This is a genomic window from Streptomyces sp. 15-116A (genome assembly GCF_025290915.1).
Lineage (GTDB): Bacteria > Actinomycetota > Actinomycetes > Streptomycetales > Streptomycetaceae > Streptomyces.
In genome coordinates this window covers 1-22244 of record NZ_JAOCQE010000014.1, presented here as the reverse complement: position 1 = coordinate 22244, position 22244 = coordinate 1, and the positions used below count along the sequence as shown (strand labels likewise).

Here is a 22244-nt window from a genome sequence, read left to right as displayed (position 1 = left end):
CGCTTGGGGCTGCGGGTGCGTGGGGGCTGGTCGCGCCCACGCGGCGGAGCCGCACATCGATACAGCCCCGCGCCCCTATCGGGGCGCCTTGCTGAGCCCCTCTTGGCAGCCCCTGCTTGTCAGGACATACCATCGGTCCCCGCATGGATACGATCACGCAGCTCAGCGGGTGGGAATTCGGCGCGCTCGCTTTCGCCGCTCTGCTCGTCGGGTTCTCCAAGACCGCCGTCAGCGGGGCCAACACCGTCAGCCTCGCCATCTTCGCCGCGGTGCTGCCCGCCCGGGCCTCCACCGGTGTGCTGCTGCCCATCCTGATCGCCGGTGACGTGCTCGCCGTGCTCACCTACCGGCGGCACGCGCACTGGCCCACGCTGTGGCGGCTGTTCCCGGCCGTCGCCGCCGGTGTCGTCGTCGGCACCGTCTTCCTGATGTGGGCCGACGATCAAGCCGTCCGCATGTCCATCGGCGCGATCCTGCTGCTGATGGCCGGGGTGACGGTGTGGCGGCGGCGCCGGGCCGGGGCCGAGGAGGAGCCGGAAACGGTCACCAGTCGCGCGGGGCGGGTCAAGGCCCGTTCCTACGGAGTCCTCGGCGGGTTCACCACCATGGTCGCCAACGCGGGCGGACCCGTGATGTCGATGTACCTGCTGTCCGCGGGCTTCCGGAAGCTGGGCTTCCTGGGGACGTCCGCCTTCTTCTTCCTGATCGTCAATACGTCCAAGCTGCCGTTCAGCGCCGGACTGGGCCTGATTGACGCCGGTTCGCTGCTGCTCGACGCGGCGCTCGTGCTGTTTGTCGTGCCGGGCGCGCTGCTCGGGAAGTGGGCCGTGGACCGGATCAACCAGCGGCTGTTCGAGCAGCTGGTGATCGCGGCGACGGTGGTGGGCGGAGTGCAGTTGCTGGTGAGGTGAGCGGGCAAACCGTCAGCCGATGCGCTCCGTCGGCTCGGGCGTCTCCGTGGGCTGGGTCTGCGCGGCGTCCCGGTGGCGGCGGTGCGGTGCGGCCGTGCGGCCGACCGTCGCCGCCAGCTTCCGCAGCCGCCGCCAGTCCAGGCTCGGTGCGGCGCGCGTGACGCCGGGACGCCTGCGCGGGACGCGGACCCGCAGCGCGCCCGGCGCGATACGGCACACGACCGGCGCCGGCAGGACGAGGGCCTCACCGTCCAGGCCGACCTCGATCTCCGGGCGGTCCGCCTCGATGACGACCTCCGGCGCGGTCAGCTTCGTGAGGCCGCTCGGCTCGGGGCCCAGCAGCAGCGCGGCGAAGTGGACCGCGCCCTCCAGCTTGACGCCGAGGACACCGAGCACCCCGGCGTCGAGCCGCTCGCGCCGGCCCAGCCCGAAGGGGTCGTCGGTGCGGTACGGGTTGTTGCTGACCAGCACCGCCTGCGGAGCGGTGATCACCGTGTCCCCGGCGCGGGCCGTCAGCCGGGGCCCCTGCTGACCGGTGAGCAGATCGGGCAGCAGGTCCAGGCTGGTGCCGATCTTGTCGTCGCGGTAGGCCGGACTCTGCACGAGGGCCGCGTACGCGCCGAAGGAGGCGTTGTTGACGAACGGCCGGTCGGCCGCGAAGCCCAGATCCACCCGCACCTCCACTCCGTCGGTGAGCGCGTCCAGGCACGCCGCCGGGTCGTTGCGGTCCAGCCCTAGGTCCAGCGCGAAGTGGTTGCGGGTTCCGGCGCTGATGACGAGAAACGGCAGGTCGTGCTCGGCGGCCACGGCCGCGACCAGCGCCTGCGTGCCGTCGCCGCCGGCGGCGCCCAGCAGGTCCGCGCCGTCCGCCACGGCGGCCCGCGCCAGTTCGGTGACGTCGTCCCCCCGCTCCGGGTCCAGCAGCACGACACGCGCGCCGAGCCGCTCGGCCTTCTCCCGCAGACGGAAGCGGTCCACCTTGCCGCCGCCCGACCGCGGATTCATGATCAGCACCGGCTTCCTGGGCGGCGGCGCCCGCCGCTCACGCTCCTTCGCGGCCGTGCCCACGCCCCGCAGCGCGACCCTGCCGGTCCACACCGCCAGACCCCACAATGCCAGCGACACCAGCAGTGCCCAGAACAAGGTGGCGGTGAACAGCGCGACGACGGCGGCCGGCACACACACCGCCACCAGCGCCGCCAGCCACCTGACGGGTCCGCGCAGGGTCAGCGTCCACCACACCGCGGCCGCGCTCAGCACCAGCCCGGCGACACCGCAGACCAGCAGCAACAGGCCGCGCCACCCGCCGTACACCAGCGGGACCAGCACCGCGGCCGTGGCCGCCGCCAACGCCGCCCGCGCGGCCCACCGCTGCACACGGTAGGCCCGCCTGCTCAGGTCCACGGCCATGACTCCTCCAGTCGCCGGCGCCATCGTAGGCCGTACCGGCTCGGGGCCGCGGCACAGTTCCGTCTGCTGATCACACCGTCCGGCCACGGTTTCCCCCGGCGCCCGCCGAGACACATCGCGCGTATGCCCGGAGGTCGCCTGGCATGCACCTTGCGTGGCATGCACCTTCCGGGCGAGGACGCACCCCGGCCCGCCGCCTTTCGCCGTCTGCCCCCTACGCTCAGGCTCATGTCCCCCCACGTCCTGATCCTCGGCGGCACCACCGAGGCCCGTGAACTCGCCGCCGAGCTGACCTCCCACCCCGGAATCAGGGTCACCACCTCGCTCGCGGGGCGTGTGGTGCGGCCGGGACCGGTCGCCGGTGAGGTACGGGTGGGCGGCTTCGGCGGAGTGCGGGGGCTCGCCGGCTGGCTGCGCGCCGAGGGCGTGTGCGCGGTCGTCGACGCCACGCATCCCTTCGCCGAGACGATCACGGCCCATGCGGCACGGGCCGCCGAGCTGACCGGGCTGCCCCTGGTGGTGCTGCGCCGACCGGGCTGGCAGCCGGGACCGGGGGACCGATGGCACCCCGTCCCCTCACTGGACGCCGCCGCCGGCCTGCTGCCCCGCCTGGGCCGCCGGGTCCTCCTCACCACGGGCAGGCTGGGACTCGGCGCCTTCGCCCACCTCACGGAACTCCACTTCGTCGTACGGTCCGTGGAGCCCCCCGAGCCACCGATGCCGCCGCACACGCGCGCCCTGCTGGCCCGCGGCCCCTTCACCCTCGCCGACGAGACCGCCCTGCTCCGCGAGCACGGCATCGACGTCCTGGTCACCAAGGACAGCGGGGGAGCCGCGACCTCCGCGAAACTCACCGCCGCACGGGAACTCGGACTGCCGGTGGTGCTGGTGCGCCGCCCGCCGCTGCCGCCGGGGGTGACCGCGGTTCCGGACGTGGCGACGGCCCGGGCCCGCCTGCACACGGTCCTTCCGGAGTGACTGACCCCGCCTACTCCTCCGCCACCCGGCGCCGCAGCAGATACGTGTCCATGATCCAGCCCTTGCGCTCACGGGCCTCGGCCCGCAGCCGCTCGATGCGCGGAGCGGCCTCGGCGAGCGGACCGGAGACGAGGATCTCGTCCGGGGTGCCGATGTAGGCGCCCCAGTAGATGTCGACGTCCTGATCGGCGTACTGCCGGAAGGCCTGGTGGGCGTCCAGCATCACCACCACGTCGTCCACGCCCTCGGGGAAGCCCTCGGCGAGCCGGCGGCCCGTGGTGATCTGCACCGGGCGCGCCACGCGGTTGAGCCCCGTACGGTGCCGGGCGACCAGCGCCGAGACACTGCTGATGCCGGGCACGACGTCGTATGCGAAGGCGACCTGCCCCCGCTCCAGCACCTCCTGGAGAATCCCCAGCGTGCTGTCGTACAGCGACGGGTCCCCCCAGACCAGGAACGCGCCCGTCTCGTCCTCGCCCAGCTCCTCGGCGATCAGCGTCTCGTAGATGTCCGCGCGGGCGCGGCGCCAGTCCCCGACGGCGGGGGAGTAGGCCGAGCCGCCCGCCGTACGGTCCCGCTCCGGGTCGCGCGCCTCGACGACCCGGTACGTCCCCTCCGGTATGTGCGCCTGAAGCATGTCCCGGCGCAGCCCGGTGAGGTCGGACTTCACCTCGCCCTTGTCGAGGATGAAGAACACGTCCGTGCTCCGCAGGGCCTTGACCGCCTGCAGGGTCAGCTGGTCGGGGTCGCCCGCGCCGATTCCGATGACATGAATGGTTCGCACGCCCCGAGTCTGCCGCACACCACTGACACCACACGCACCGCGTCCGGAAAGCCTTACGACGTGCCCCGCAGCCGCGGCGCCCGTTGCGCCGCGGCCACCGGCTTGCCGCCCTGCCCGTGTTCCACCTCCGCCGCCAGGTCGCGCGCCCACGCGATCACGCCGGGCAGATCGATCCCGTGCACCCGCTCGCCCCCGCCGCGCGCCCACTCCTCGACCGCTCCCGCGCCGCGCCGCAACAGCCGTGCCCCGCCCGTGGCGTTACCCCGGGCCGCGTGCGTGAGACCCACCGCGAGCTGGGCGAGGCCGCGCCACAGCTCACGCTCCTCCTCCGGTCCCGACTTCCAGGCGTCCTCGAACACCTCGTGCGCGTGGAAGGGCTTGCCCTCGTCCAGCAGGCGCTGGGCCTCGGCGACGCTCTCCTCGGGCCGCCGTACGACCCCCTCGGGCTGGCGGGGCACCCCCTGCGCCCCGTACGGCAGGGGCCGCCCGAGGCCGTCGCGGGGCCGGGCGTTGCGCGCCCGCCCCTCGCTGTCGCGGTCCCGCGCGGCGGAGGTCGTGTGTGCCGGTGTGCCGTCCGTGCTGCCCATGGCCCCGATTGTCGCGCGACCGGGCCCGCTTCGGCGCGGCCGGGGGCGTGCGGTAAAGTGCTGTTCGCGCGATCACGCGGGTCATCCGCGCGTGAGGGCACCGGGACGTGGCGCAGCTTGGTAGCGCACTTGACTGGGGGTCAAGGGGTCGCAGGTTCAAATCCTGTCGTCCCGACGGTGTGAAAGGCCCCGCGGGCTTCGGTTCGCGGGGCCTTCGCGTGCTACTGGAGGGGAGCAGCGGGCATGACCGCCGGGATCGACACCCCCGACCGCCGAGGGCGCACCGGGCTCGACCGTGCCGGGCGGGACCTCACCGGCAACCCCCGGGTCAAGGTCCGGGACGTGAGACTGCTGTCCAGCCACTGGTACGTCGAGCGGACCACGGTCTTCGACTTCCAGCACGCCGACGGCACTTGGAGCACGCAGGAGCGCGAGACCCACGACCGGGGCAACGGCGCCACCATGCTGCTGTACGACACCGCACGCGGGACCGTGCTGCTCACCCGCCAGTTCCGCTTCCCCGTGTACGTCAACGGACACCCCGACGGCATGCTGATCGAGACCCCGGGCGGTCTGCTCGACGACGAGGACGAGCACCCGGAGATCGCCGTGCGGCGCGAGGTGGTGGAGGAGACGGGCCACACCATCGGACCCGTCCAGCATGTCTTCGACGTCTATATGAGCCCCGGCTCGGTCACCGAGCGCGTCAGTTTCTACGCCGCCGAGTACGGCACGTCGACCCGTACCCACGAGGGCGGGGGGCTCGGGGAGGAGGGCGAGGACATCGAGATCCTCGAACTGCCCTTCCGGCGCGCCCTGGACATGATCGGCACCGGCGAGATCAACGACGCGAAGACCATCATGCTGCTCCAGTGGGCGGCGCTCCAGGGGCCCTTCGCCGAGCGCACCCACTGAGCCTTCGCGCCGATCGGGGAGACCGTGGAGCCGAGGGGTGGGACCGTGGACACGTACCCGGACCTTCCGGAAGGGAGCCGTCGCCATGACCACCCACCCCGGCGCCCGAGCCCTGCGCGCCACCCCCGAGGGCCTGCTGTGGGAGCCCACCGAGCGCTGGGTGCGCGGCCGCAAGGGCGACGTCACCGTCGTCGACAGCCGCCGCCCCGTACTCGTCTGGGAGCCGGAGCTGCCCGTGCCGCAGTACGCGTTCCCGCGTGAGGACGTGCGCACCGACCTGCTGCGCCCGGCGGAGAAGCCGCGCACCGGCCTGCACACCGGCTCGCGGATCTTCTACGACCTCCATGTGGACGACGACGTGCGCCCGAACGCCGCCTGGGTGTTCCCCGCGGACGATCTCGCCGGCCACATCGCCTTCGAGTGGTTCCTGCGGCCCGAGCGAGGGCTCGACCACTGGTACGAGGAGGACGAGGAGATCTTCGTCCACCCCCGGGACCCGCACAGCCGCGTCGACGCGCTGCCCAGCAGCCGCCATGTCATCGTCGAGATCGACGGCACGGTCGTCGCCGAGACGCGGGCACCGGTGGTGCTGTTCGAGACCGCCCTGCCGCCCCGCTACTACCTGCCGCCCGAGGACGTACGCCTGGACCTGTTCGAGCCCACGGACCACAGCAGCCGCTGCCCCTACAAGGGCATCGCCCGGTACTGGTCCTTGCGCGGCGGCCAGGACGTACCGCCCAACCTCCTGTGGAGCTACCCCGACCCGCTGCCCGCCGTGAGCGTGATCAAGGACCGGCTCGCCTTCTACAACGAGGTGGTCGACCTCGTCGTGGACGGCGAGCGCCTGGAGCGGCCCGTGACACCGTTCAGCTCCGCGCTCAGTTCCTGACCAGCAGCTGGAAGTCGAAGGCGTAGCGCGACGCCCGGTACAGGTGCGTGCCGTACTCCACCGGGCGGCCCGTGTCGTCGTAGGCCGTGCGCTGCATGGTCAGCAGGGCCGCGCCCTCCTGCTCGTCGAGGCGGGCGGCCTCCTGTGCCGTGGCCGCGCGGGCGCCGACCGTCTGGCGGGCGCTGTGCAGGGTGAGGCCGGCCGCGCGCATCATGCGGTACAGGCCGGTCGTCTCCAGGCGGGCGCTGTCCAGGTCCAGCAGGCCGGCCGGAAGGTAGTTGCACAGCAGGGCGACCGGCTGGCCGTGGGTGCGGCGCAGGCGTTCCAGCAGGATCACCTCGGCGCCCTCGGCCACGCCCAGCGCGGCGGCGACCTCCGGTGCGGCCGGGACCGGCTCGTGACGCACGACCAGCGTGGTCGGGGCCTGCCCCGCCGCCTCCAGGTCGTCGTAGAGGCTGCTCAGCTTCAGTGGGCGTCTGACCTGGCTGTGCACCACCTGGGTGCCCACCCCGCGGCGGCGGACCAGCAGGCCCTTGTCGACCAGCGACTGGATCGCCTGCCGCACCGTCGGCCGGGACAGACCGAGGCGCACCGACAGGTCGACCTCGTTGCCCAGCAGGTCGCCCGGCACGAGGGCGCCCTGCTCGATCGCCGCCTCCAGCTGCTGGGCGAGCTGGTGGTACAGCGGCACCGGGCTGCCCCGGTCCAGGGCGAAGTCCAGCGCACCGAGCGCGGATCCGGCCGCGGCCCGTGCGGGGCCGCCGGGCCGCGGCACGGCCGAGCCACCGGTTCTCGCCATGGTCGGTTCGCCGGTCCTCGCCACGGCCGAGCGGCCGGTCCTCGCCACGGCCGAGCGGCCGGTCCTCGCCACGGCCGAGCGGCCGGTCCTCGCCACGGCCGAGCGGCCAGTCCTCGCCGTGGCCGGTTCGCCGGTCCTCGCCACGGCCGGTCCATCGGTCCTCGCCATGGGCGTACCTCCCCTGGAGCGCGCGGTCATGATCAGGACGACAGATGGCGGCGGCGCCCGGCGACCTGCGCCTCGTACCGTTCGCGGGCCGTGACGGCGGACGCGCGGGAGGCCACCTCGGCGACCGGCACGTCCCACCACGCCTCGGCCGGGGGCGCGGTCCCGGCCGGGTCGGTCTCGACGTACACGCACGTCGGACGGTCGGCGGTGCGCGCCTCGGCCAGCGCGTGCCGCAGCTCCCGTACGGTCTTGGCGCGCAGCACGTCCATGCCGAGGCTGGCCGCGTTGGCCGCGAGGTCCACGGGCAGCGGGGCGCCGGTGAAGGTGCCGTCGGCGGCCCGGTGACGGTAGGCGGTGCCGAAGCGTTCGCCGCCCACCGACTCGGACAGGCCGCCGATGGAGGCGTACCCGTGGTTCTGGATCAGGACCATCTTGACCGGCAGGCGCTCCTGGACCGCGGTGACGATCTCCGTCGGCATCATCAGATACGTGCCGTCGCCGACCAGCGCCCACACGGGCGTGCCGGGCGCGGCCTGCTGCACGCCGATCGCGGCCGGGATCTCGTAACCCATGCAGGAGTAGCCGTACTCCAGGTGGTACTGGCGCGGGCCGCGCGCACGCCACAGTTTGTGCAGGTCGCCGGGGAGCGAACCGGCCGCGTTGATCACCACGTCCTCGTCGCCCACGATCGCGTCGAGCACGCCCAGCACCTGCGTCTGCGTCGGCACCGCGTGCTCGTCGTCCGCACGGTAGGCGTCCTCGACGACCCGCTCCCGGCGCTCCTTGCCGGCCCGGTACTCGGCCTCGTACGCCGCGTCCACGCGGTGCCCGGCCAGCGCCTCCGTCAGCTGTTCGAGGCCGGTGCGCGCATCGCAGACCAGGGTGCGCGCGGCCAGCTTGTGCGCGTCGAAGCCGGTGATGTTGAGGTTGAGGAAGCGGACGTCCGGGTGCTGGAAGAGGGTTCCGGAGGCGGTGGTGAAGTCGGTGTAGCGGGTGCCGACGCCGATCACGAGGTCGGCCGTGCGGGCGAGGTCGTCGCTCACCGCCGTACCGGTGTGGCCGATGCCGCCGAGGTCGGCCGGGTGGTCGTGGCGCAGGGAGCCCTTGCCGGCCTGGGTGGAGGCGACCGGGATGCCGGTGGCGTCGGCCAGCGCCCTCAGCGCGCCCTCGGCCTCGCTGTGGTGGACCCCGCCCCCGGCGATGATCAGCGGGCGCCGGGCGGACCGTACGGCGGCCACGGCGGCGTCCAGCTCCACCGGGTCCGGCGCGGGGCGGCGGACGTACCAGACGCGCTCGGCGAAGAACTCCTCCGGCCAGTCGTACGCCTCCGCCTGCACGTCCTGCGGCAGCGCGAGCGTGACCGCACCGGTCTCCGCCGGGTCGGCGAGGACGCGCATGGCCTGGAGCGCCGACGGGATCAGCGCCTCCGGGCGGGTGATCCGGTCGAAGTAGCGGGAGACCGGGCGCAGGGTGTCGTTGACGGACACGTCGGCCTCGACCGGGTGCTCCAGCTGCTGCAGCAGCGGGTCGGCGGCGTGCGAGGCGAAGTAGTCGCCGGGGAGCAGCAGCACGGGCAGGCGGTTGATGGTGGCGAGGGCCGCGCCGGTGACCAGGTTGGTCGCGCCGGGGCCGATGGACGTCGTCACGGCCTGCGCGGAGAGCCGGTTCAGCTGGCGGGCGTGGCCGACGGCCGCGTGCACCATGGCCTGCTCGTTGCGGCCCTGGTGGTACGGCATGACGTCCGCGTACTCCACCAGCGCCTGCCCGAGGCCCGCCACATTACCGTGGCCGAAGATGCCCCATGTGCCCGCGATCAGCCGGCGTCGCGCGCCGTCGCGCTCGGTGTACTGGGCGGCGAGGAACCGCACCAGCGCCTGGGCGGTCGTCAGTCGGCGGGTGGCGGCGCTCATAGGGACCTCTCCGGTGCGGTGTAGAGGGGCAGTCGGGGATCGACCGTCTGGTCCGGCCAGGTGTCGCGGATCCAGGCGTGGTCGGGGTGGTCGCAGATCAGCCAGGCGCGCTCGGCCTCGGGGCCCGCCATGACGTTGAGGTAGTACATGTGGTGGCCGGGTACGGCCATCGACGGCCCGTGCCAGCCGTCGGGGATGAGGACGACGTCGCCGTCGCGCACCTCGGCCAGCACATCCGTCTCACGGCCGGGGCCGGAAGGTGAGACGCGCTGGTAGCCGAGACCGGGGATGCCGGCGTGCGCGGCGAACTCGAAGTAGTAGATCTCCTCCAGCACGGACTCCTCGCCCGGCCGGTGCTCGTCGTGCTTGTGCGGCGGGAACGACGACCAGTTGCCGCCGGGGGTGATCACCTCGACCGCGATCAGCTTGTCGCACTCGAAGACTCCCGCCGCGCCGAAGTTGTTGACCTGGCGGGAACAGGTGCCGGTGCCGCGCAGCTCCACGGGGACGTCGGAGGCGGGGCCGTAGCGGGCGGGCAGGCGGCGGGTGCAGCGGGCGCCGGTGAGCGCGAACCGTCCGCCGCCCGTCGAGGTGACGGTGGCGCGGGCGTCGCGCGGGACGTACGCGAAGTCGCTCACCCCCTCGAACACGCTGGTGCGGCCGGTGAGTTCGAAGGTGTCGTGGCCGAAGTCGTCGGCGGCGGCGACCGTGCAGCCGCCGGTCAGCGGGAGCACGATCCACTCGCTCTCGCCGGTGTCGAAGGTGTGCGTGCCGCCCGGCGGCAGCTGGAGGACGCGCAGGCCGGAGTAGCCCCAGCCGGCCGTCTCGGGGGTCACGTCGACGAGGTAGGGGCCGGCCTGCGCCTTACCCGCGGGAAGGTGATACGTCATGGGTTCCCTTTCGTCACGACGGGCGTCTCACAACAGGCCGACGGCCGTGTCCACCGCCTGCTCCACACTGCCCTCCGCCGGGTAGAGCAGCGACCGGCCGACGACCAGACCGCGCACGGTCGGCAGCCGCAGCGCCTTGCCCCACCGCTCGTACGCCGCCTCCTGATCGCCGACCTCGCCGCCCAGCAGCACCACGGGCAGCGTGGAGGCGCCCAGCACCTCCGCCATGTCGTCGGCGTGTTCGGTGACGGGCAGCTTCAGCCAGGTGTAGGCGGAGGTGCCGCCGAGGCCGGAGGCGATGGCGATGGACCGGGTCACGGCCTCGGCCGACAGGTCGTTGCGGACCCGGCCGTCGACGCGGCGGGAGATGAACGGCTCCACGAACACCGGGAGCCGGCGTGCGGCCATGGCGTCGATGGAGCGGGCGGTGGACTCCAGGGTGGCCAGCGAGCCCGGGTCGTCGTAGTCGATACGGACCAGCAGCTTGCCCGCGTCGAAGCCGAGCCGTTCGATGTCCTCGGCGCGGTGGCCGGTGAACCGGTCGTCCATCTCGAAGGCCGCGCCCGCGAGGCCGCCGCGGTTCATGGACCCCATGACGACCTTGTCGTCCAGCACCCCGAGCAGCAGCAGGTCCTCCAGGATGTCGGCGGTGGCCAGCACCCCGTCGACACCGGGCCGGGACAGCGCGACGCACAGGCGCTCCAGCAGGTCGGCGCGGTTGGCCATCGCCAGCGGTCGGCCGCCGACACCGAGCGCGCCCCGGGCGGGATGGTCCGCGGCCACGATCATCAGCCGCCCGCTGTCACCGAGCAGCGGCCGGCGCACCCGACGCGCGGCGGCCTCGGCGACGGCCTCGGGGTGCCGGGCCCGGACCGTGGTGAGGTCGGCGATGCTGAGATTCAAGGAAGGGCTCCGTTCAGAACTGAGACTCGGCCGACTCGCCGGAACCGGCAACGCGGCTCAGGTGCGACGCGCGCGGGACGCGCTCCGCGTGCGCCGTCCGGCGACGAGGCGGTGGTGGTGCGGGGTGTGGCGCCCGGCGAGGCGGCAGTCGTACGGCAGCCGGGCCCGAGTGCCGTGTCCGGGGACCTGCCGTCACGGCCGGCTCGTTTCCGGGGCGCCCGGCGTCGCGTGGGCCAGGAGGTCGGTGATCTCCTCCTGTGTCGGCATCGCGGAGGAGCAGGCGAGGCGGGAGGCGACGAGGGCGCCGGCGGCGTTGGCGTGGCGCATGGTCTTCTCCAGGTCCCAGCCGGAGAGCAGGCCGTGGCACAGGGAGCCGCCGAAGGCGTCGCCCGCACCGAGGCCGTTGACCACCTCCACCGGCACCGGCGGCACCTCGGCCCTCGTCCCGTCACGGTGGACCGCGAGCACCCCCTTGGGCCCCTGTTTGACGACCGCCAGCTCCACCCCGGCCGCCAGCAGCGCCTCCGCGCACGCGGCGGGCTCACGGACACCCGTGGCGATCTCGCACTCGTCGACGTTGCCGACCGCGACCGTGGCGTGGCGCAGGGCCTCGCGGTAGTAGGGGCGGGCCTCGTCGGGGGCGCGCCAGAACATCGGCCGCCAGTCGAGGTCGAAGACTGTCGTGCCGCCCTTCGCACGGGCCCGCAGCGCGTCGAGCGTGGCGGAACGGCTCGGTTCCTCGCTCAGCCCGGTGCCGGTGATCCAGAAGATGCCGGCCGCGCGGATCGCGCCCAGGTCGAGTTCGCCGGTGTGGATCTCCAGGTCGGGGGCCTTGGGGCGGCGGTAGAAGTAGAGCGGGAAGTCGTCCGGCGGGAAGATCTCGCAGAAGGTGACCGGCGTCGGGTACGCGGCGACCGGGGTGACCCAGCGGTCGTCGACGCCGAAGTCCTTCAGGGCCTCGTGCAGATAGACGCCGAAGGGGTCGTCGCCGGTTCGGGTGATCACCGCGGTGGAGCGGCCGAGGCGGGCGGCGGCGACGGCGACGTTGGCGGCCGAGCCGCCCAGGAACTTGCCGAACGTCTCGACCTGCGACAGGGGCACTCCGGTCTGCAGGGGGTAAAGGTCGACCCCGATGCGCCCCATGGTGATCAGGTCGAAATACTGTGGTGAGTCGGCCATTGAGCGACGCTCCTCGAGACTCTTGGGGATGCGGGTCCCAGGGCGCCCTGCCACGGGGGGGGGCGTGTTCCGGGGACCTGCCGCCTCCCAGGTGTAGGTCTCCGAGGGCGGCGCTGTCAATAGTTTGTACTTACATTCGGACTAGCTCGTGAAATGATGTCTTAACAAAGTATTGACAGAGAACGCGTCAGGGGATTGGATCCGGTCCCAGCACGACAGCCGTTCTCCCTGGCACTCGACCCGGACTCCGGCCGCACGAGCCGGACTCCGGCACAACGATCCGGACTCCGTGGCTCCGGCCCGGTACCCCCGGGATCCGCAGCCCCCGCCCCTTCCCCGCGTAGCACAGTGAGGTGCAGGACAGATGAACCGCTCTTCTCACATCCGCTCCCGCAGAGTCGCGCCGATCGTCGCCGTGGCCGCGGCAGCTGCCCTGACCCTCGCCGGCTGCTCCAGCGGCTCCGGCGGCAAGAAGGCCGAGGAGGGCGGAGCCGACGCCTCGGCGGGCAAGGCCGACACGCCCCGGATGACGGTCGCCCTGGTCACCCACCAGGCGCCGGGCGACACCTTCTGGGACATCGTCCGCAAGGGCGCCGAGGCCGCCGCCGCCAAGGACAACATCAAGCTCGTCTACTCCGCCGACCCGAACGCCGGCAACCAGGCCAACCTGGTGCAGAACGCCATCGACCAGAAGGTCGACGGCATCGCCGTCACCCTCGCCAAGCCCGACGCGCTGAAGAGCGTCATCGGCAAGGCCGAGGCGGCCGGCATCCCCGTCGTCGGCCTCAACTCCGGGCTCAGCGACTGGAAGGAGCTCGGCCTTCTGGAGTTCTTCGGCCAGGACGAGTCCGTCGCGGGCGAGGCGTTCGGCAAGAAGCTCAACGAGGTCGGCGCGAAGAACGCCGTCTGCGTCATCCACGAGCAGGGCAACGTCGGCCTGACCCAGCGCTGCGCCGGCGTCGAGAAGACCTTCGAGGGCAAGACCCAGATACTCAACGTCAACGGCACCGACATGCCGTCCGTGAAGTCGACGATCACCGCCAAGCTCAAGCAGGACCCCTCCATCGACTACGTCGTCACCCTCGGCGCCCCCTTCGCGCCGACCGCGGTGCAGTCGGCGGGCGACGCGGGCAGCGAGGCGAAGGTCGCCACGTTCGACCTCAACAAGCAGCTGACCTCGGCGATCAAGAACGGCGACATCCAGTTCGCCGTCGACCAGCAGCCCTACCTCCAGGGCTACCTCGCCGTGGACGGCCTGTGGCTCTACAAGAACAACGGCAACTACAGCGGCGGCGGCGAGCAGCCGGTGCTGACCGGCCCGGCGTTCGTCGACAAGTCCAACGTCGACGCGGTCTCCGAGTTCGCCGCGAAGGGCACTCGGTGATGAGCATGACGCGACAGGCTGAGCCGGCGGTGACCACACCGCCGGCCGGCGGCCCGAAGCAGTCCGACGGCCGGACCACGCGGCGCCCGCCGGCGCTGCGCCTGCTCGCCCGGCCCGAGGTCGGGGTGTTCCTCGGTGCCGTGGCCGTCCTGGTGTTCTTCCTGTTCGCCGCCCCGCCCGTGCGCGACGGCAGCTCGTTCGCCAACATCCTGTACCAGTCGTCGACCATCGGGATCATGGCGCTGCCCGTGGCCCTGCTGATGATCGGCGGCGAGTTCGACCTCTCGGCCGGCGTCGCGGTGATCACCTCGGCGCTCACCGCGAGCATGCTCAGCTACCAGCTCACCCTGAACGTCTGGGTGGGTGTGATCGTCGCCCTGATCGTGTCGCTGGGCATCGGCCTGTTCAACGGCTGGCTGCTGATCAGGACGGGACTGCCCAGCTTCCTCGTCACCCTCGGCACCTTCCTGATCCTGCAGGGCGTCAACCTCGCGGTGACCAAGCTGGTCACCGGCAACGTCGCCACCGACAGCATCAGCGACATGGACGGCTTCGACCAGGCCAAGGCGATCTTCGCCTCCAGCTTCGACGTCGCCGGCGTCCAGGTGAAGATCACCGTGGTGTGGTGGCTGGTCTTCGCCGCCCTCGCCACCTGGGTGCTGCTGCGCACCAAGTACGGCAACTGGATCTTCGCGGTCGGCGGCAACAAGGAGTCCGCCCGCGCGGTCGGCGTCCCCGTCACCTTCACCAAGATCTCGCTGTTCATGCTGGTCGGCTTCGGCGCCTGGTTCGTCGGCATGCACAACCTGTTCTCCTTCGACACCGTGCAGTCCGGCGAGGGCGTCGGCCAGGAGCTCATCTACATCGCCGCGGCCGTCATCGGCGGCTGTCTGCTCACCGGCGGCGCCGGCTCGGCGATCGGCCCCGTCTTCGGCGCGTTCATGTTCGGCATGGTGCAGCAGGGCATCGTCTACGCCGGCTGGAACCCCGACTGGTTCAAGGCCTTCCTCGGCGTGATGCTGCTCGGCGCCGTCCTCATCAATCTGTGGGTCCAGCGCACGGCGACCCGGAGGTGACCGCAATGACCGACAAGACCACCGGCACCCACGGGACCGCCCTGAAGGACACCGCGCCGGACGGCGACCGCCCCCTGGTCGAACTGCGCGGCGCCGGCAAGTCCTACGGCAACATCCGCGCCCTGCACGGAGTCGACCTGACCGTCCACCCCGGCAAGGTGACCTGTGTCCTCGGCGACAACGGCGCCGGAAAATCCACCCTCATCAAAATCATCTCCGGCCTGCACCAGCACACCGAGGGCGAGTTCCTCGTCGACGGCGAACCGGTGCGCTTCTCCACCCCGCGCGAGGCGCTCGACAGGGGCATCGCCACCGTCTACCAGGACCTCGCCGTCGTCCCGCTGATGCCGGTGTGGCGCAACTTCTTCCTCGGCTCCGAGATGACCAAGGGCCCCTGGCCCGTACGCCGCCTCGACATCGACCGCATGAAGAGGACCGCCGACGAGGAACTGCGCAACATGGGCATCGTCCTCGACGACATGGAGCAGCCCATCGGCACGCTCTCCGGCGGTCAGCGCCAGTGCGTCGCCATCGCCCGCGCCGTCTACTTCGGCGCCCGCGTCCTCATCCTCGACGAGCCGACCGCCGCCCTCGGCGTCAAGCAGTCCGGCGTGGTCCTGAAGTACATCGCCATGGCCCGCGACCGCGGCCTCGGCGTCATCTTCATCACCCACAACCCGCACCACGCCTATATGGTCGGCGACCACTTCAACGTGCTGCGCCTGGGCACCCTGGAGCTGTCCGCCGACCGCAGCGAGGTCAGCCTCGAGGAGCTCACCAACCACATGGCCGGCGGCGCCGAACTCGCCGCGCTCAAGCACGAACTGGCGCAGGTCCGCGGCGTCGACGTCGAGGAACTGCCCGAGGAGACGGACCTCCAGGCCCCCGCCGCCGCGTCCCCGGAAGGAAAGTCCTGACATGGCCCTCGCGCTCGACCGCATCCGGGTCGGTTCCGCCCCCGACTCCTGGGGCGTCTGGTTCCCCGACGACCCCCGGCAGGTGCCCTGGCAGCGCTTCCTCGACGAGGTCGCCGAGGCCGGCTACTCCTGGATCGAACTCGGCCCCTACGGCTACCTCCCCACCGACCCGGCCCGCCTCACCGACGAGGTGAACCAGCGGAACCTCAAGGTGTCCGCAGGCACCATCTTCTGCGGACTGCACCGCGGCCCCTCCGAGTGGGACGCCACCTGGGAGCAGGTCAGCCGGGTCGCCGCCCTCACCCAGGCCATGGACGCCAAGCACCTCGTCGTCATCCCGTCCTTCTGGCGCGACGACAAGACCGCCGAGATCCTCGAACCCCCGGAGCTCACCACCGAGCAGTGGGGCCACCTCACCCGCGGCATGGAACGCCTCGGCCGCGAGGTGCGGGAGACGTACGGCCTGGACATCGTCGTCCACCCGCACGCCGACACCCACATCGACACCGAGGAACACGTCGAGCGCTTCCTCGACTCCACCGACTCGGATGTCGTCAACCTCTGCCTGGACACCGGGCACTACGCCTACTGCGGCGGCGACAGCGTCAAGCTGATCGAGACCTACGGCGAACGCATCGGCTACCTGCACCTCAAGCAGGTCGACCCGGACATCCTCGCCGACGTCGTGAAGAACGAGATCCCCTTCGGACCTGCGGTCCAGCGCGGCGTCATGTGCGAACCCCCGTCGGGAGTACCCGAGTTGGGCCCGGTCCTCACCGCCGCCCAGAAGCTGGGCGTGGACCTGTTCGCCATCGTCGAGCAGGACATGTACCCGTGCGAGCCGGACAAGCCACTGCCGATCGCGGTCCGCACCCGCACCTTCCTCCGCTCCTGCGGCGCCTGACGACCGAAGGGCCAGCACGCCATGACCGTACGCGAGCCACTGGGCATCGCCGTGATCGGCACCGGCCGCATGGGCGCCGACCACGTACGCCGTATCGACAGCGTGATCAGCGGCGCCCGGGTCGCCGCCGTGGCCGACATCGACGCCGAACGCGCCAAAGCCGTGGCCGCGGGCATCGACGGCTGCACCGCCCACACCGACCCGGCCGCCGCGATGGCGGCGGCCGACGTCGACGCCGTCCTCATCGCCTCCCCGGGCCCGGCCCACGAGGCCGCGCTGCTCGCCGCGTTCGAACGCGATCTGCCCGTGCTGTGCGAGAAGCCGCTCACCCCCGACGCGGCGTCCGCGCTGCGCGTCCTGGAAGCCGAACAGGCCCTCGGCCACCGCCGCGTGCAGGTCGGCTTCATGCGCCGCTACGACACCGAATACGTACGCCTGAAGGCACTGCTCAGCACGGGTCAGCTGGGGCGCCCCCTGATGCTGCACAACCGCCACCGCAACGTCGCCAGCCCGCCGTTCTTCACCAGCTCCATGCTCATCAGCGACTCCGTCGCCCACGAGGTGGACGCCACGCGCTGGCTGCTCGGCCACGAGATCAGCGCTGTCACCGTCCTGCGCCCCACCCCGTCGGGCGGCGCCCCGGAGGGCTTGAGCGACCCGCAGTTCGTCGTCCTGGAGACCGACGGCGGCGCGATCTCCGACGTCGAGATCTTCGTCAACTGCGGCTTCGGCTACCAGGTCCAGGCCGAGGCGGTCTGCGAACGCGGCACCGCCCGCATCGGCGACGGCCACGCCCTGATCACCCACATGGCAGGACGCTGGGGCGGCACCATCACCCAGGACTGGACCGAACGCTTCGCCCAGGCCTACGACGACGAACTCCAGGCATGGGTCGACAGCACCCGCCGCGGCGAGGTCACCGGACCCAGCACCTGGGACGGCTACGCGGCGGCCGCGGTCTGCGAGGCGGGGATACGGGCACTGGAGGAGGGCGGCCGGGTGGAGGTCGACCTCGTCGAGAAGCCGCAGCTCTACCGCTGACCCGAGACGCAAAGGGCCCGCCCCCCCCGACGAGCAGGGGGCGGGCCCTTCTCACGTCTCGCTCACCCCTCCCGCACCTCCTCGACCCTCACGGGCCGGTGCTCGCGCAGTGACAGGGTGCACGCCTCGGCGATCCAGCCGGCCTCCAGCGCGTCCGCGACCGTGCAGGGTGAGGGCCGGGTGCCGGCCACGACCTCGGTGAACGCGGTGAGTTCGGCGCGGTAGGCGTCGGCGAAGCGGTCCATGAAGAAGTCGTGCGGGGTGCCCGCGGGGAAGGTCACGCCCGGCTCCACCGACCTGAGCGGCAGCTTGTCCTCCAGACCGACCGCGACGGAGTCCTCGAACCCGTGGATCTCCATGCGGACGTCGTGACCCCGGCCGTTGTGACGGGAGTTGGAGACCACCGCGATGGTCCCGTCGTCCAGGGTGAGGACCGCGCCGGTGGTGTCGGCGTCGCCCGCCGCCCTGATGTAGTCGGCGCCCCGGTTGCCGCCGACCGCGTACACCTCGGTCACCTCACGGCCCGTCACCCAGCGGATGATGTCGAAGTCGTGCACGGAGCAGTCCCGGAAGATGCCTCCGGAGGCGGCGATGTAGGCGGCGGGCGGGGGAGCGGGGTCCAGGGTGGTCGACCGCACGGTGTGCAAGGTGCCCAGCTCCCCGCTCCGCACGGCGTCGCGCGCGGCGACGAACCCGGCGTCGAAACGCCGGTTGAACCCGATCTGCACGGGCACGTCCCGCCCCGCGACGGCCTTGAGCACCTGGACACCCTCGCTCATGGTCCTGGCAACAGGCTTCTCGCACAACACAGGCACCCCGGCGTCGACCCCGGCGAGGATCAACGCGGGATGGGCGTCGGTGGCGGCGGCCACGACCACACCGTCCACCCCGGCGTCCAGCAGAGCCTCGGCCGAATCCACGACGTCGGCCCCGAACCGCTCGCCGGCGGCCTTGGCGGCATCCGCGACCGGATCACAGACGACGAGCAAGTCGACGACGTCGAGCCCGAAAAGAGTCTCGGCATGAAAAGCACCGATCCGACCAAGCCCGAGAATTCCGATGCGCATAAAAGTCCGACTCCTTGAACGAGGGTTGATGACAACGCGCCCCACAGGGGCGCGGGGAACTGCGCGACCAGCCACAACAAACCCGCAGACAACCAACGACACCGCGCGGCAACCCCTCACCCGAGAAGCCAGAACCGCTCGCGCAGCCTCGTCCTTTCGGGTCACTGAGCGACGCGGCTCTGCCATTCTTGTCAGTACAAACCCCTCGAACAACCAGCAGCGAGCCATCAAAAACCCCTCAGGAGCCGGCGCATGGGCCACCCCTTCCCGATCCGGGAGATCGCACGTCAGGCAGGGCTGAGCGAGGCCACCGTCGACCGGGTGCTCAACGGCCGGGGTGGCGTGCGGGAGAGCACCGCGCAGGAGGTGCGCCGGGCGATCGCCGACCTGGACCGGCAGCGCACCCAGGTCCGCCTCGTCGGCCGTACGTTCATGGTGGACATCGTGATGCAGTCCCCGCAGCGGTTCTCCACCGCCGTACGGGCCGCGCTGGAGGCCGAACTGCCGTCCCTGCACCCGGCGGTGGTCCGCTCCCGCTTCCACTTCCGGGAGACGGGACCCGTGGCGGACCTGGTCGCCACCCTCGACCGGATCGCCCGGCGCGGCTCCCAGGGCGTGATCCTCAAGGCGCCGGACGTCCCCGAGATCACCGCCGCCGTGGGACGCCTCGCGGCGGCGGGCATCCCGGTCGTGACGCTGGTGACCGACCTGCCCGCGAGCGCCCGGATCGGCTACGTCGGCAGTGACAACCGCGCGGCGGGCGCCACCGCCGCGTACCTCGTGGGCCAGTGGCTCGACGACCGTCCCGCCCATGTCCTCACCAGCCTCAGCAGCGGCTTCTTCCGCAACGAGGAGGAGCGCGAGATGGGCTTCCGCAGCGCCATGCGCGCCCGGCACCCCGAGCACACCCTCGTCGAGATCGCCGAGGGGCAGGGCCTGGACGCCACGCAGTACGACCTCGTACGGACCGCCCTGGACCGGGACCCGGACATCCGCGCCGTCTACTCGATCGGCGGCGGCAACGTCGCCACGCTCCGCGCCTTCGAGGACGCCGGACGCGCCTGCGCCGTGTTCATCGCCCACGACCTCGACCAGGACAACACCCGGCTGCTGCGCGAGCACCGCCTGTCCGCCGTGCTCCACCACGATCTGCGCCATGATCTGCGCGAAGCCTGTCATCTCGTGATGCGCGCCCACGGCGCCCTGCCGCCCGCCGGACCCACCCTGCCGTCGCCGATCCAGGTGGTGACGCCGTACAACATGCCCACGGGGTGACGCCGTGTCACGAAGGCCCGAGCCTGCCCCTGCTGCATACCGTCGTGCGCATGAGGAAACCCACCCCGGAAGGCGGGCCCGAGCGGCTGGTGACGCTCGCCGACGGCGTCTTCGCCATCGCCATCACCCTGCTCGTCCTCGATCTGTCCGTGCCGCCGGGACTGGACTCCGCGGCCTACCACGAAGCCCTGCGCGAGGTGCTGCCCAACCTCGGTGCCTACGGGATCAGCCTGGGGGTGCTGGCCGGGTTCTGGCGTGACCACCGCATGATCTTCAGCGGTGTGCGGCAGGTGGATGCCCAGGTGGTCCTCCTGACCATGCTCGGCCTGGGGCTCGCCGCACTGCTGCCCTTCCCCACCACCCTGGTCTCGGACTACGGCCACGAGACCGTCTCGGTCGTCGTCTACGCGGCGACGGTCGCCTCCCTCGGCACCGTTCACCTCGTCCTGCTCCTCGTCATCACCCGGCGCCCCTGGCTGTGCGGCGACGAGCAGCCGCGGCGCAACGCCACCTACTCCGCCCTCGACATGGGATCGACGGTGGCGGTGTTCCTGGTGACCATCCCGCTGGCCCTGCTCATGGGGCCCGCCGCCATGTGGTGGTGGCTGGTGCTGGTGCCGGTCAAGGTCTGGCTGGGACGCCGGGAGGTCGCGGCCCGCTGACGGCCCACCCGTCAGGAAGCGCCCTCCACCGTCACCCACGTGCCGTCCGCCGCCGAGCGCACCATCGCGTCCAGTACGGCGGCCGCGGCCACCGCGTCGGCGAGCGTCGCGCCGTGCGGGACGCCCTCCGCGACGGAGCGCAGGAAGCGGTGGGCCTCGATGACCTTCAGGTCGTCGTAGCCCATGGCGTTGGCCGCCCCGGGCTGGAACGCGCCGAACTCACCGGCGCCCGGACCGACATACACCGTGCTCACCGGCTGGTCCTGGTACGACGTGCCGCGGCTGACGCCCAGTTCGTTCATCCGGCGGAAGTCCCAGAAGACGGCGCCCTTGGTGCCGTGCACCTCGAAGCCGTAGTTGTTCTGCTCGCCCACCGACACCCGGCACGCCTCCAGCACGCCCCGCGCACCGGAGGCGAAGCGCAGCAGGCAGTTGACGTAGTCCTCGTTCTCCACCGGCCCCGGCTCGCCGCCGGACGCGCGGGAGTGACCGGCCGTGGCGCCCACGGGCCGCGCCCGCTCCGGCACGAAGACGGCGGTGTCCGCGGCCAGGGAGGCGATGTCGCCGAGCAGGAAGCGGGCCAGGTCCGCGCCGTGCGAGGCCAGGTCGCCCAGCACCCCGCTGCCGCCCCGCTCCCGCTCGTACCGCCAGGTCAGCGCGCCCTCGGGATGAGCCGCGTAGTCGCTGAACAGCCGGAAGCGGACATGCGTGACCGTGCCGATCTCCCCGGAGGCGATCAGATCGCGGGCCGCCTCCACGGCCGGAGCGTTGCGGTAGTTGAAGCCGACCGCGCCCTGGACGCCCGCCTTCGCCACCGCGTCCGCGACCGCGCGGGCGTCCTCGGAACTCAGGCCCACCGGCTTCTCGATCCAGAGGTGCTTGCCGGCCTCGGCCATGGCGACGCCGATCTCCCGGTGCAGGAAGTTCGGCGCGGTGATGCTCACCGCCTCGACTCGTGGATCGGCGGCCACCTCACGCCAGTCGCGGCTCGTCGAGGCGAACCCGAACTGCGCGGCGGCCTCCTCGGCCCGGCCCGGCACCTCGTCAGCGACGGTCACCGGTTCCGGGCGCACGGCGAGCCGCGGATAGTGGTGCCGCACACGCGCGTACGCCTGCGTGTGCACCCGCCCCATCCAGCCGAACCCGACGACGGCGACACCGAGCGTATCCACCATGAGCGCCCCTACTTGGACCGTTCCAGAAGCTGTCCAGGCCACCCTGGAGGGCTTCAGGTGAGGGTGTCAAGCCTTTGACAACCCCGCGCCGCCCATGGAACGGTCCATGCCATGAGACCGCCGACGATCCGTGACGTGGCCGAACGGGCCGGGGTGTCCAAGTCGCTGGTCTCGCTGGTCCTGCGCGGCTCCGACCAGGTGCGCCCGGAGAAACGCGACGCCGTGCTGCGTGCCGCGCGCGAGCTCGGCTACCGGCCCAACGCCGCCGCGCGCAGCCTGAGCGAGCGGCGCACCCGCACGGTCGGCGTGCTCCTGAACGACCTGCGCAATCCCTGGTACGTCGATCTGCTCGACGGCCTCAACTCCCTGCTGCACGCGAGCGGTCTGCGGATGCTGCTCTCCGACGCCCGTCTGAACCGC

General features: G+C 72.1%; 22 protein-coding genes and 1 tRNA gene. 13 read left to right on the top strand and 10 right to left on the bottom strand.

The genetic code is table 11. The features are described 5' to 3' along the window. Nucleotides 1-143 precede the first annotated feature (143 nt). Nucleotides 144-911 carry a sulfite exporter TauE/SafE family protein gene (locus N4P33_RS04850; protein WP_260824960.1) on the top strand — a complete coding sequence of 256 codons (768 nt, stop codon included), beginning with the start codon at nucleotides 144-146 and terminating at the stop codon, nucleotides 909-911. 12 nt (nucleotides 912-923) lie between these two features. Here N4P33_RS04850 and N4P33_RS04845 read toward each other — a convergent pair whose 3' ends face one another. Next, nucleotides 924-2321: a diacylglycerol kinase family protein gene (locus N4P33_RS04845; RefSeq protein WP_260824959.1), complete on the bottom strand. Its 1398-nt coding sequence runs from the start codon at nucleotides 2319-2321 to the stop codon at nucleotides 924-926. Between the two features lie 228 nt (nucleotides 2322-2549). Between N4P33_RS04845 and N4P33_RS04840 the strand changes: the two genes are divergently transcribed. Then, nucleotides 2550-3299, top strand: coding sequence for a cobalt-precorrin-6A reductase (locus tag N4P33_RS04840; RefSeq protein WP_260824958.1), 750 nt, complete (start codon nucleotides 2550-2552; stop codon nucleotides 3297-3299). 10 nt (nucleotides 3300-3309) lie between these two features. Here N4P33_RS04840 and cobF read toward each other — a convergent pair whose 3' ends face one another. Together cobF and N4P33_RS04830 are read right to left on the bottom strand one after the other, a co-directional pair. Beyond that, nucleotides 3310-4083 carry a precorrin-6A synthase (deacetylating) gene (gene cobF / locus N4P33_RS04835; protein ID WP_260824957.1) on the bottom strand — a complete coding sequence of 258 codons (774 nt, stop codon included), beginning with the start codon at nucleotides 4081-4083 and terminating at the stop codon, nucleotides 3310-3312. Nucleotides 4084-4136: 53 nt separating this feature from the next. Further along, nucleotides 4137-4670, bottom strand: coding sequence for a DUF309 domain-containing protein (locus N4P33_RS04830; protein ID WP_260824956.1), 534 nt, complete (start codon nucleotides 4668-4670; stop codon nucleotides 4137-4139). A gap of 101 nt (nucleotides 4671-4771) precedes the next feature. On the opposite strand from N4P33_RS04830, the gene N4P33_RS04825 reads away from it, so the two are divergent. The 3 genes from N4P33_RS04825 (at nucleotide 4772) to N4P33_RS04815 (ending at nucleotide 6474) form a co-directional block, all read left to right on the top strand. After that, nucleotides 4772-4845: transfer RNA gene (locus N4P33_RS04825), tRNA-Pro, on the top strand. A 68-nt stretch (nucleotides 4846-4913) separates the two neighbouring features. After that, nucleotides 4914-5585: an NUDIX domain-containing protein gene (locus tag N4P33_RS04820; RefSeq protein WP_260824955.1), complete on the top strand. Its 672-nt coding sequence runs from the start codon at nucleotides 4914-4916 to the stop codon at nucleotides 5583-5585. 85 nt (nucleotides 5586-5670) lie between these two features. Further along, the gene (locus tag N4P33_RS04815; protein ID WP_260824954.1) at nucleotides 5671-6474 is read left to right on the top strand and encodes a DUF427 domain-containing protein; all 804 of its coding nucleotides are present in this window, start codon (nucleotides 5671-5673) and stop codon (nucleotides 6472-6474) included. Here the strand turns inward: N4P33_RS04815 and N4P33_RS04810 are convergent. From N4P33_RS04810 to iolC, 5 genes are all read right to left on the bottom strand, one after another. Beyond that, complete coding sequence (locus N4P33_RS04810) at nucleotides 6464-7273, bottom strand: GntR family transcriptional regulator (protein ID WP_260825004.1); 810 nt, start codon at nucleotides 7271-7273, stop codon at nucleotides 6464-6466. The two genes, N4P33_RS04815 and N4P33_RS04810, sit on opposite strands and share 11 nt — an antisense overlap. Before the next feature lie 200 nt (nucleotides 7274-7473). Further along, the gene (gene iolD, locus N4P33_RS04805) at nucleotides 7474-9351 is read right to left on the bottom strand and encodes a 3D-(3,5/4)-trihydroxycyclohexane-1,2-dione acylhydrolase (decyclizing) (RefSeq protein ID WP_260824953.1); all 1878 of its coding nucleotides are present in this window, start codon (nucleotides 9349-9351) and stop codon (nucleotides 7474-7476) included. Beyond that, the gene (gene iolB, locus N4P33_RS04800) at nucleotides 9348-10241 is read right to left on the bottom strand and encodes a 5-deoxy-glucuronate isomerase (RefSeq protein WP_260824952.1); all 894 of its coding nucleotides are present in this window, start codon (nucleotides 10239-10241) and stop codon (nucleotides 9348-9350) included. The genes iolD and iolB overlap by 4 nt, the downstream gene beginning before the upstream one ends. 27 nt (nucleotides 10242-10268) lie before the next feature. Then, nucleotides 10269-11144: a deoxyribose-phosphate aldolase gene (locus tag N4P33_RS04795; RefSeq protein WP_260824951.1), complete on the bottom strand. Its 876-nt coding sequence runs from the start codon at nucleotides 11142-11144 to the stop codon at nucleotides 10269-10271. Nucleotides 11145-11336: 192 nt separating this feature from the next. Next, nucleotides 11337-12323: a 5-dehydro-2-deoxygluconokinase gene (iolC, locus tag N4P33_RS04790; protein WP_260824950.1), complete on the bottom strand. Its 987-nt coding sequence runs from the start codon at nucleotides 12321-12323 to the stop codon at nucleotides 11337-11339. 364 nt (nucleotides 12324-12687) lie between these two features. Here iolC and N4P33_RS04785 point away from each other — a divergent pair, with 364 nt between their 5' ends. The 5 genes from N4P33_RS04785 to N4P33_RS04765 are packed head-to-tail and all read left to right on the top strand — an operon-like array spanning nucleotide 12688 to nucleotide 17645. Further along, a complete protein-coding gene (locus N4P33_RS04785) occupies nucleotides 12688-13707 on the top strand; it encodes a sugar ABC transporter substrate-binding protein (RefSeq protein WP_260824949.1) in 1020 nt (339 codons plus the stop codon). Next, nucleotides 13707-14783 (top strand): ABC transporter permease, encoded by a 1077-nt coding sequence (locus N4P33_RS04780; RefSeq protein ID WP_260824948.1) that lies wholly within the window; start codon nucleotides 13707-13709, stop codon nucleotides 14781-14783. Before N4P33_RS04785 ends, N4P33_RS04780 begins: the two co-directional genes overlap by 1 nt. A gap of 5 nt (nucleotides 14784-14788) precedes the next feature. Further along, complete coding sequence (locus tag N4P33_RS04775; protein ID WP_260824947.1) at nucleotides 14789-15700, top strand: ATP-binding cassette domain-containing protein; 912 nt, start codon at nucleotides 14789-14791, stop codon at nucleotides 15698-15700. Between the two features lies 1 nt (nucleotide 15701). Then, entirely contained in the window at nucleotides 15702-16604 is a 903-nt protein-coding gene (locus tag N4P33_RS04770; protein ID WP_260824946.1) for a sugar phosphate isomerase/epimerase, read from the top strand. 21 nt (nucleotides 16605-16625) lie between these two features. Continuing rightward, nucleotides 16626-17645, top strand: coding sequence for a Gfo/Idh/MocA family protein (locus N4P33_RS04765; protein WP_260824945.1), 1020 nt, complete (start codon nucleotides 16626-16628; stop codon nucleotides 17643-17645). A gap of 62 nt (nucleotides 17646-17707) precedes the next feature. Here the strand turns inward: N4P33_RS04765 and N4P33_RS04760 are convergent, their stop codons facing one another. Continuing rightward, a complete protein-coding gene (locus N4P33_RS04760) occupies nucleotides 17708-18712 on the bottom strand; it encodes a Gfo/Idh/MocA family oxidoreductase (RefSeq protein ID WP_260824944.1) in 1005 nt (334 codons plus the stop codon). Nucleotides 18713-18964: 252 nt separating this feature from the next. Here N4P33_RS04760 and N4P33_RS04755 point away from each other — a divergent pair, with 252 nt between their 5' ends. Next, nucleotides 18965-19987, top strand: coding sequence for a LacI family DNA-binding transcriptional regulator (locus N4P33_RS04755; protein ID WP_260824942.1), 1023 nt, complete (start codon nucleotides 18965-18967; stop codon nucleotides 19985-19987). A 50-nt stretch (nucleotides 19988-20037) separates the two neighbouring features. Beyond that, nucleotides 20038-20649 carry a TMEM175 family protein gene (locus N4P33_RS04750; protein WP_260824941.1) on the top strand — a complete coding sequence of 204 codons (612 nt, stop codon included), beginning with the start codon at nucleotides 20038-20040 and terminating at the stop codon, nucleotides 20647-20649. 11 nt (nucleotides 20650-20660) lie between these two features. Here N4P33_RS04750 and N4P33_RS04745 read toward each other — a convergent pair whose 3' ends face one another. Further along, nucleotides 20661-21824: a Gfo/Idh/MocA family protein gene (locus tag N4P33_RS04745; protein ID WP_260824940.1), complete on the bottom strand. Its 1164-nt coding sequence runs from the start codon at nucleotides 21822-21824 to the stop codon at nucleotides 20661-20663. Nucleotides 21825-21935: 111 nt separating this feature from the next. On the opposite strand from N4P33_RS04745, the gene N4P33_RS04740 reads away from it, so the two are divergent. After that, the coding region (locus N4P33_RS04740) for a LacI family DNA-binding transcriptional regulator (RefSeq protein WP_260824939.1) at nucleotides 21936-22244 on the top strand (309 nt) is incomplete at its 3' end.

Excerpts from the sequence above, each read along its gene's own strand:
- N4P33_RS04845 (WP_260824959.1), bottom strand. The coding sequence starts at position 2,321 with ATGGCCGTGGACCTGAGCAGGCGGGCCTACCGTGTGCAGCGGTGGGCC.
- N4P33_RS04765 (WP_260824945.1), top strand. The coding sequence starts at position 16,626 with ATGACCGTACGCGAGCCACTGGGCATCGCCGTGATCGGCACCGGCCGC.
- N4P33_RS04760 (WP_260824944.1), bottom strand. The coding sequence starts at position 18,712 with ATGCGCATCGGAATTCTCGGGCTTGGTCGGATCGGTGCTTTTCATGCC.
- iolB (WP_260824952.1), bottom strand. The coding sequence starts at position 10,241 with ATGACGTATCACCTTCCCGCGGGTAAGGCGCAGGCCGGCCCCTACCTC.
- N4P33_RS04780 (WP_260824948.1), top strand. The coding sequence starts at position 13,707 with ATGAGCATGACGCGACAGGCTGAGCCGGCGGTGACCACACCGCCGGCC.
- N4P33_RS04785 (WP_260824949.1), top strand. The coding sequence starts at position 12,688 with ATGAACCGCTCTTCTCACATCCGCTCCCGCAGAGTCGCGCCGATCGTC.
- N4P33_RS04810 (WP_260825004.1), bottom strand. The coding sequence starts at position 7,273 with ATGGCGAGAACCGGTGGCTCGGCCGTGCCGCGGCCCGGCGGCCCCGCA.
- N4P33_RS04745 (WP_260824940.1), bottom strand. The coding sequence starts at position 21,824 with ATGGTGGATACGCTCGGTGTCGCCGTCGTCGGGTTCGGCTGGATGGGG.
- N4P33_RS04820 (WP_260824955.1), top strand. The coding sequence starts at position 4,914 with ATGACCGCCGGGATCGACACCCCCGACCGCCGAGGGCGCACCGGGCTC.
- iolD (WP_260824953.1), bottom strand. The coding sequence starts at position 9,351 with ATGAGCGCCGCCACCCGCCGACTGACGACCGCCCAGGCGCTGGTGCGG.
- iolC (WP_260824950.1), bottom strand. The coding sequence starts at position 12,323 with ATGGCCGACTCACCACAGTATTTCGACCTGATCACCATGGGGCGCATC.
- N4P33_RS04770 (WP_260824946.1), top strand. The coding sequence starts at position 15,702 with ATGGCCCTCGCGCTCGACCGCATCCGGGTCGGTTCCGCCCCCGACTCC.
- N4P33_RS04850 (WP_260824960.1), top strand. The coding sequence starts at position 144 with ATGGATACGATCACGCAGCTCAGCGGGTGGGAATTCGGCGCGCTCGCT.
- N4P33_RS04750 (WP_260824941.1), top strand. The coding sequence starts at position 20,038 with ATGAGGAAACCCACCCCGGAAGGCGGGCCCGAGCGGCTGGTGACGCTC.
- N4P33_RS04840 (WP_260824958.1), top strand. The coding sequence starts at position 2,550 with ATGTCCCCCCACGTCCTGATCCTCGGCGGCACCACCGAGGCCCGTGAA.
- N4P33_RS04830 (WP_260824956.1), bottom strand. The coding sequence starts at position 4,670 with ATGGGCAGCACGGACGGCACACCGGCACACACGACCTCCGCCGCGCGG.
- N4P33_RS04775 (WP_260824947.1), top strand. The coding sequence starts at position 14,789 with ATGACCGACAAGACCACCGGCACCCACGGGACCGCCCTGAAGGACACC.
- N4P33_RS04815 (WP_260824954.1), top strand. The coding sequence starts at position 5,671 with ATGACCACCCACCCCGGCGCCCGAGCCCTGCGCGCCACCCCCGAGGGC.
- N4P33_RS04755 (WP_260824942.1), top strand. The coding sequence starts at position 18,965 with ATGGGCCACCCCTTCCCGATCCGGGAGATCGCACGTCAGGCAGGGCTG.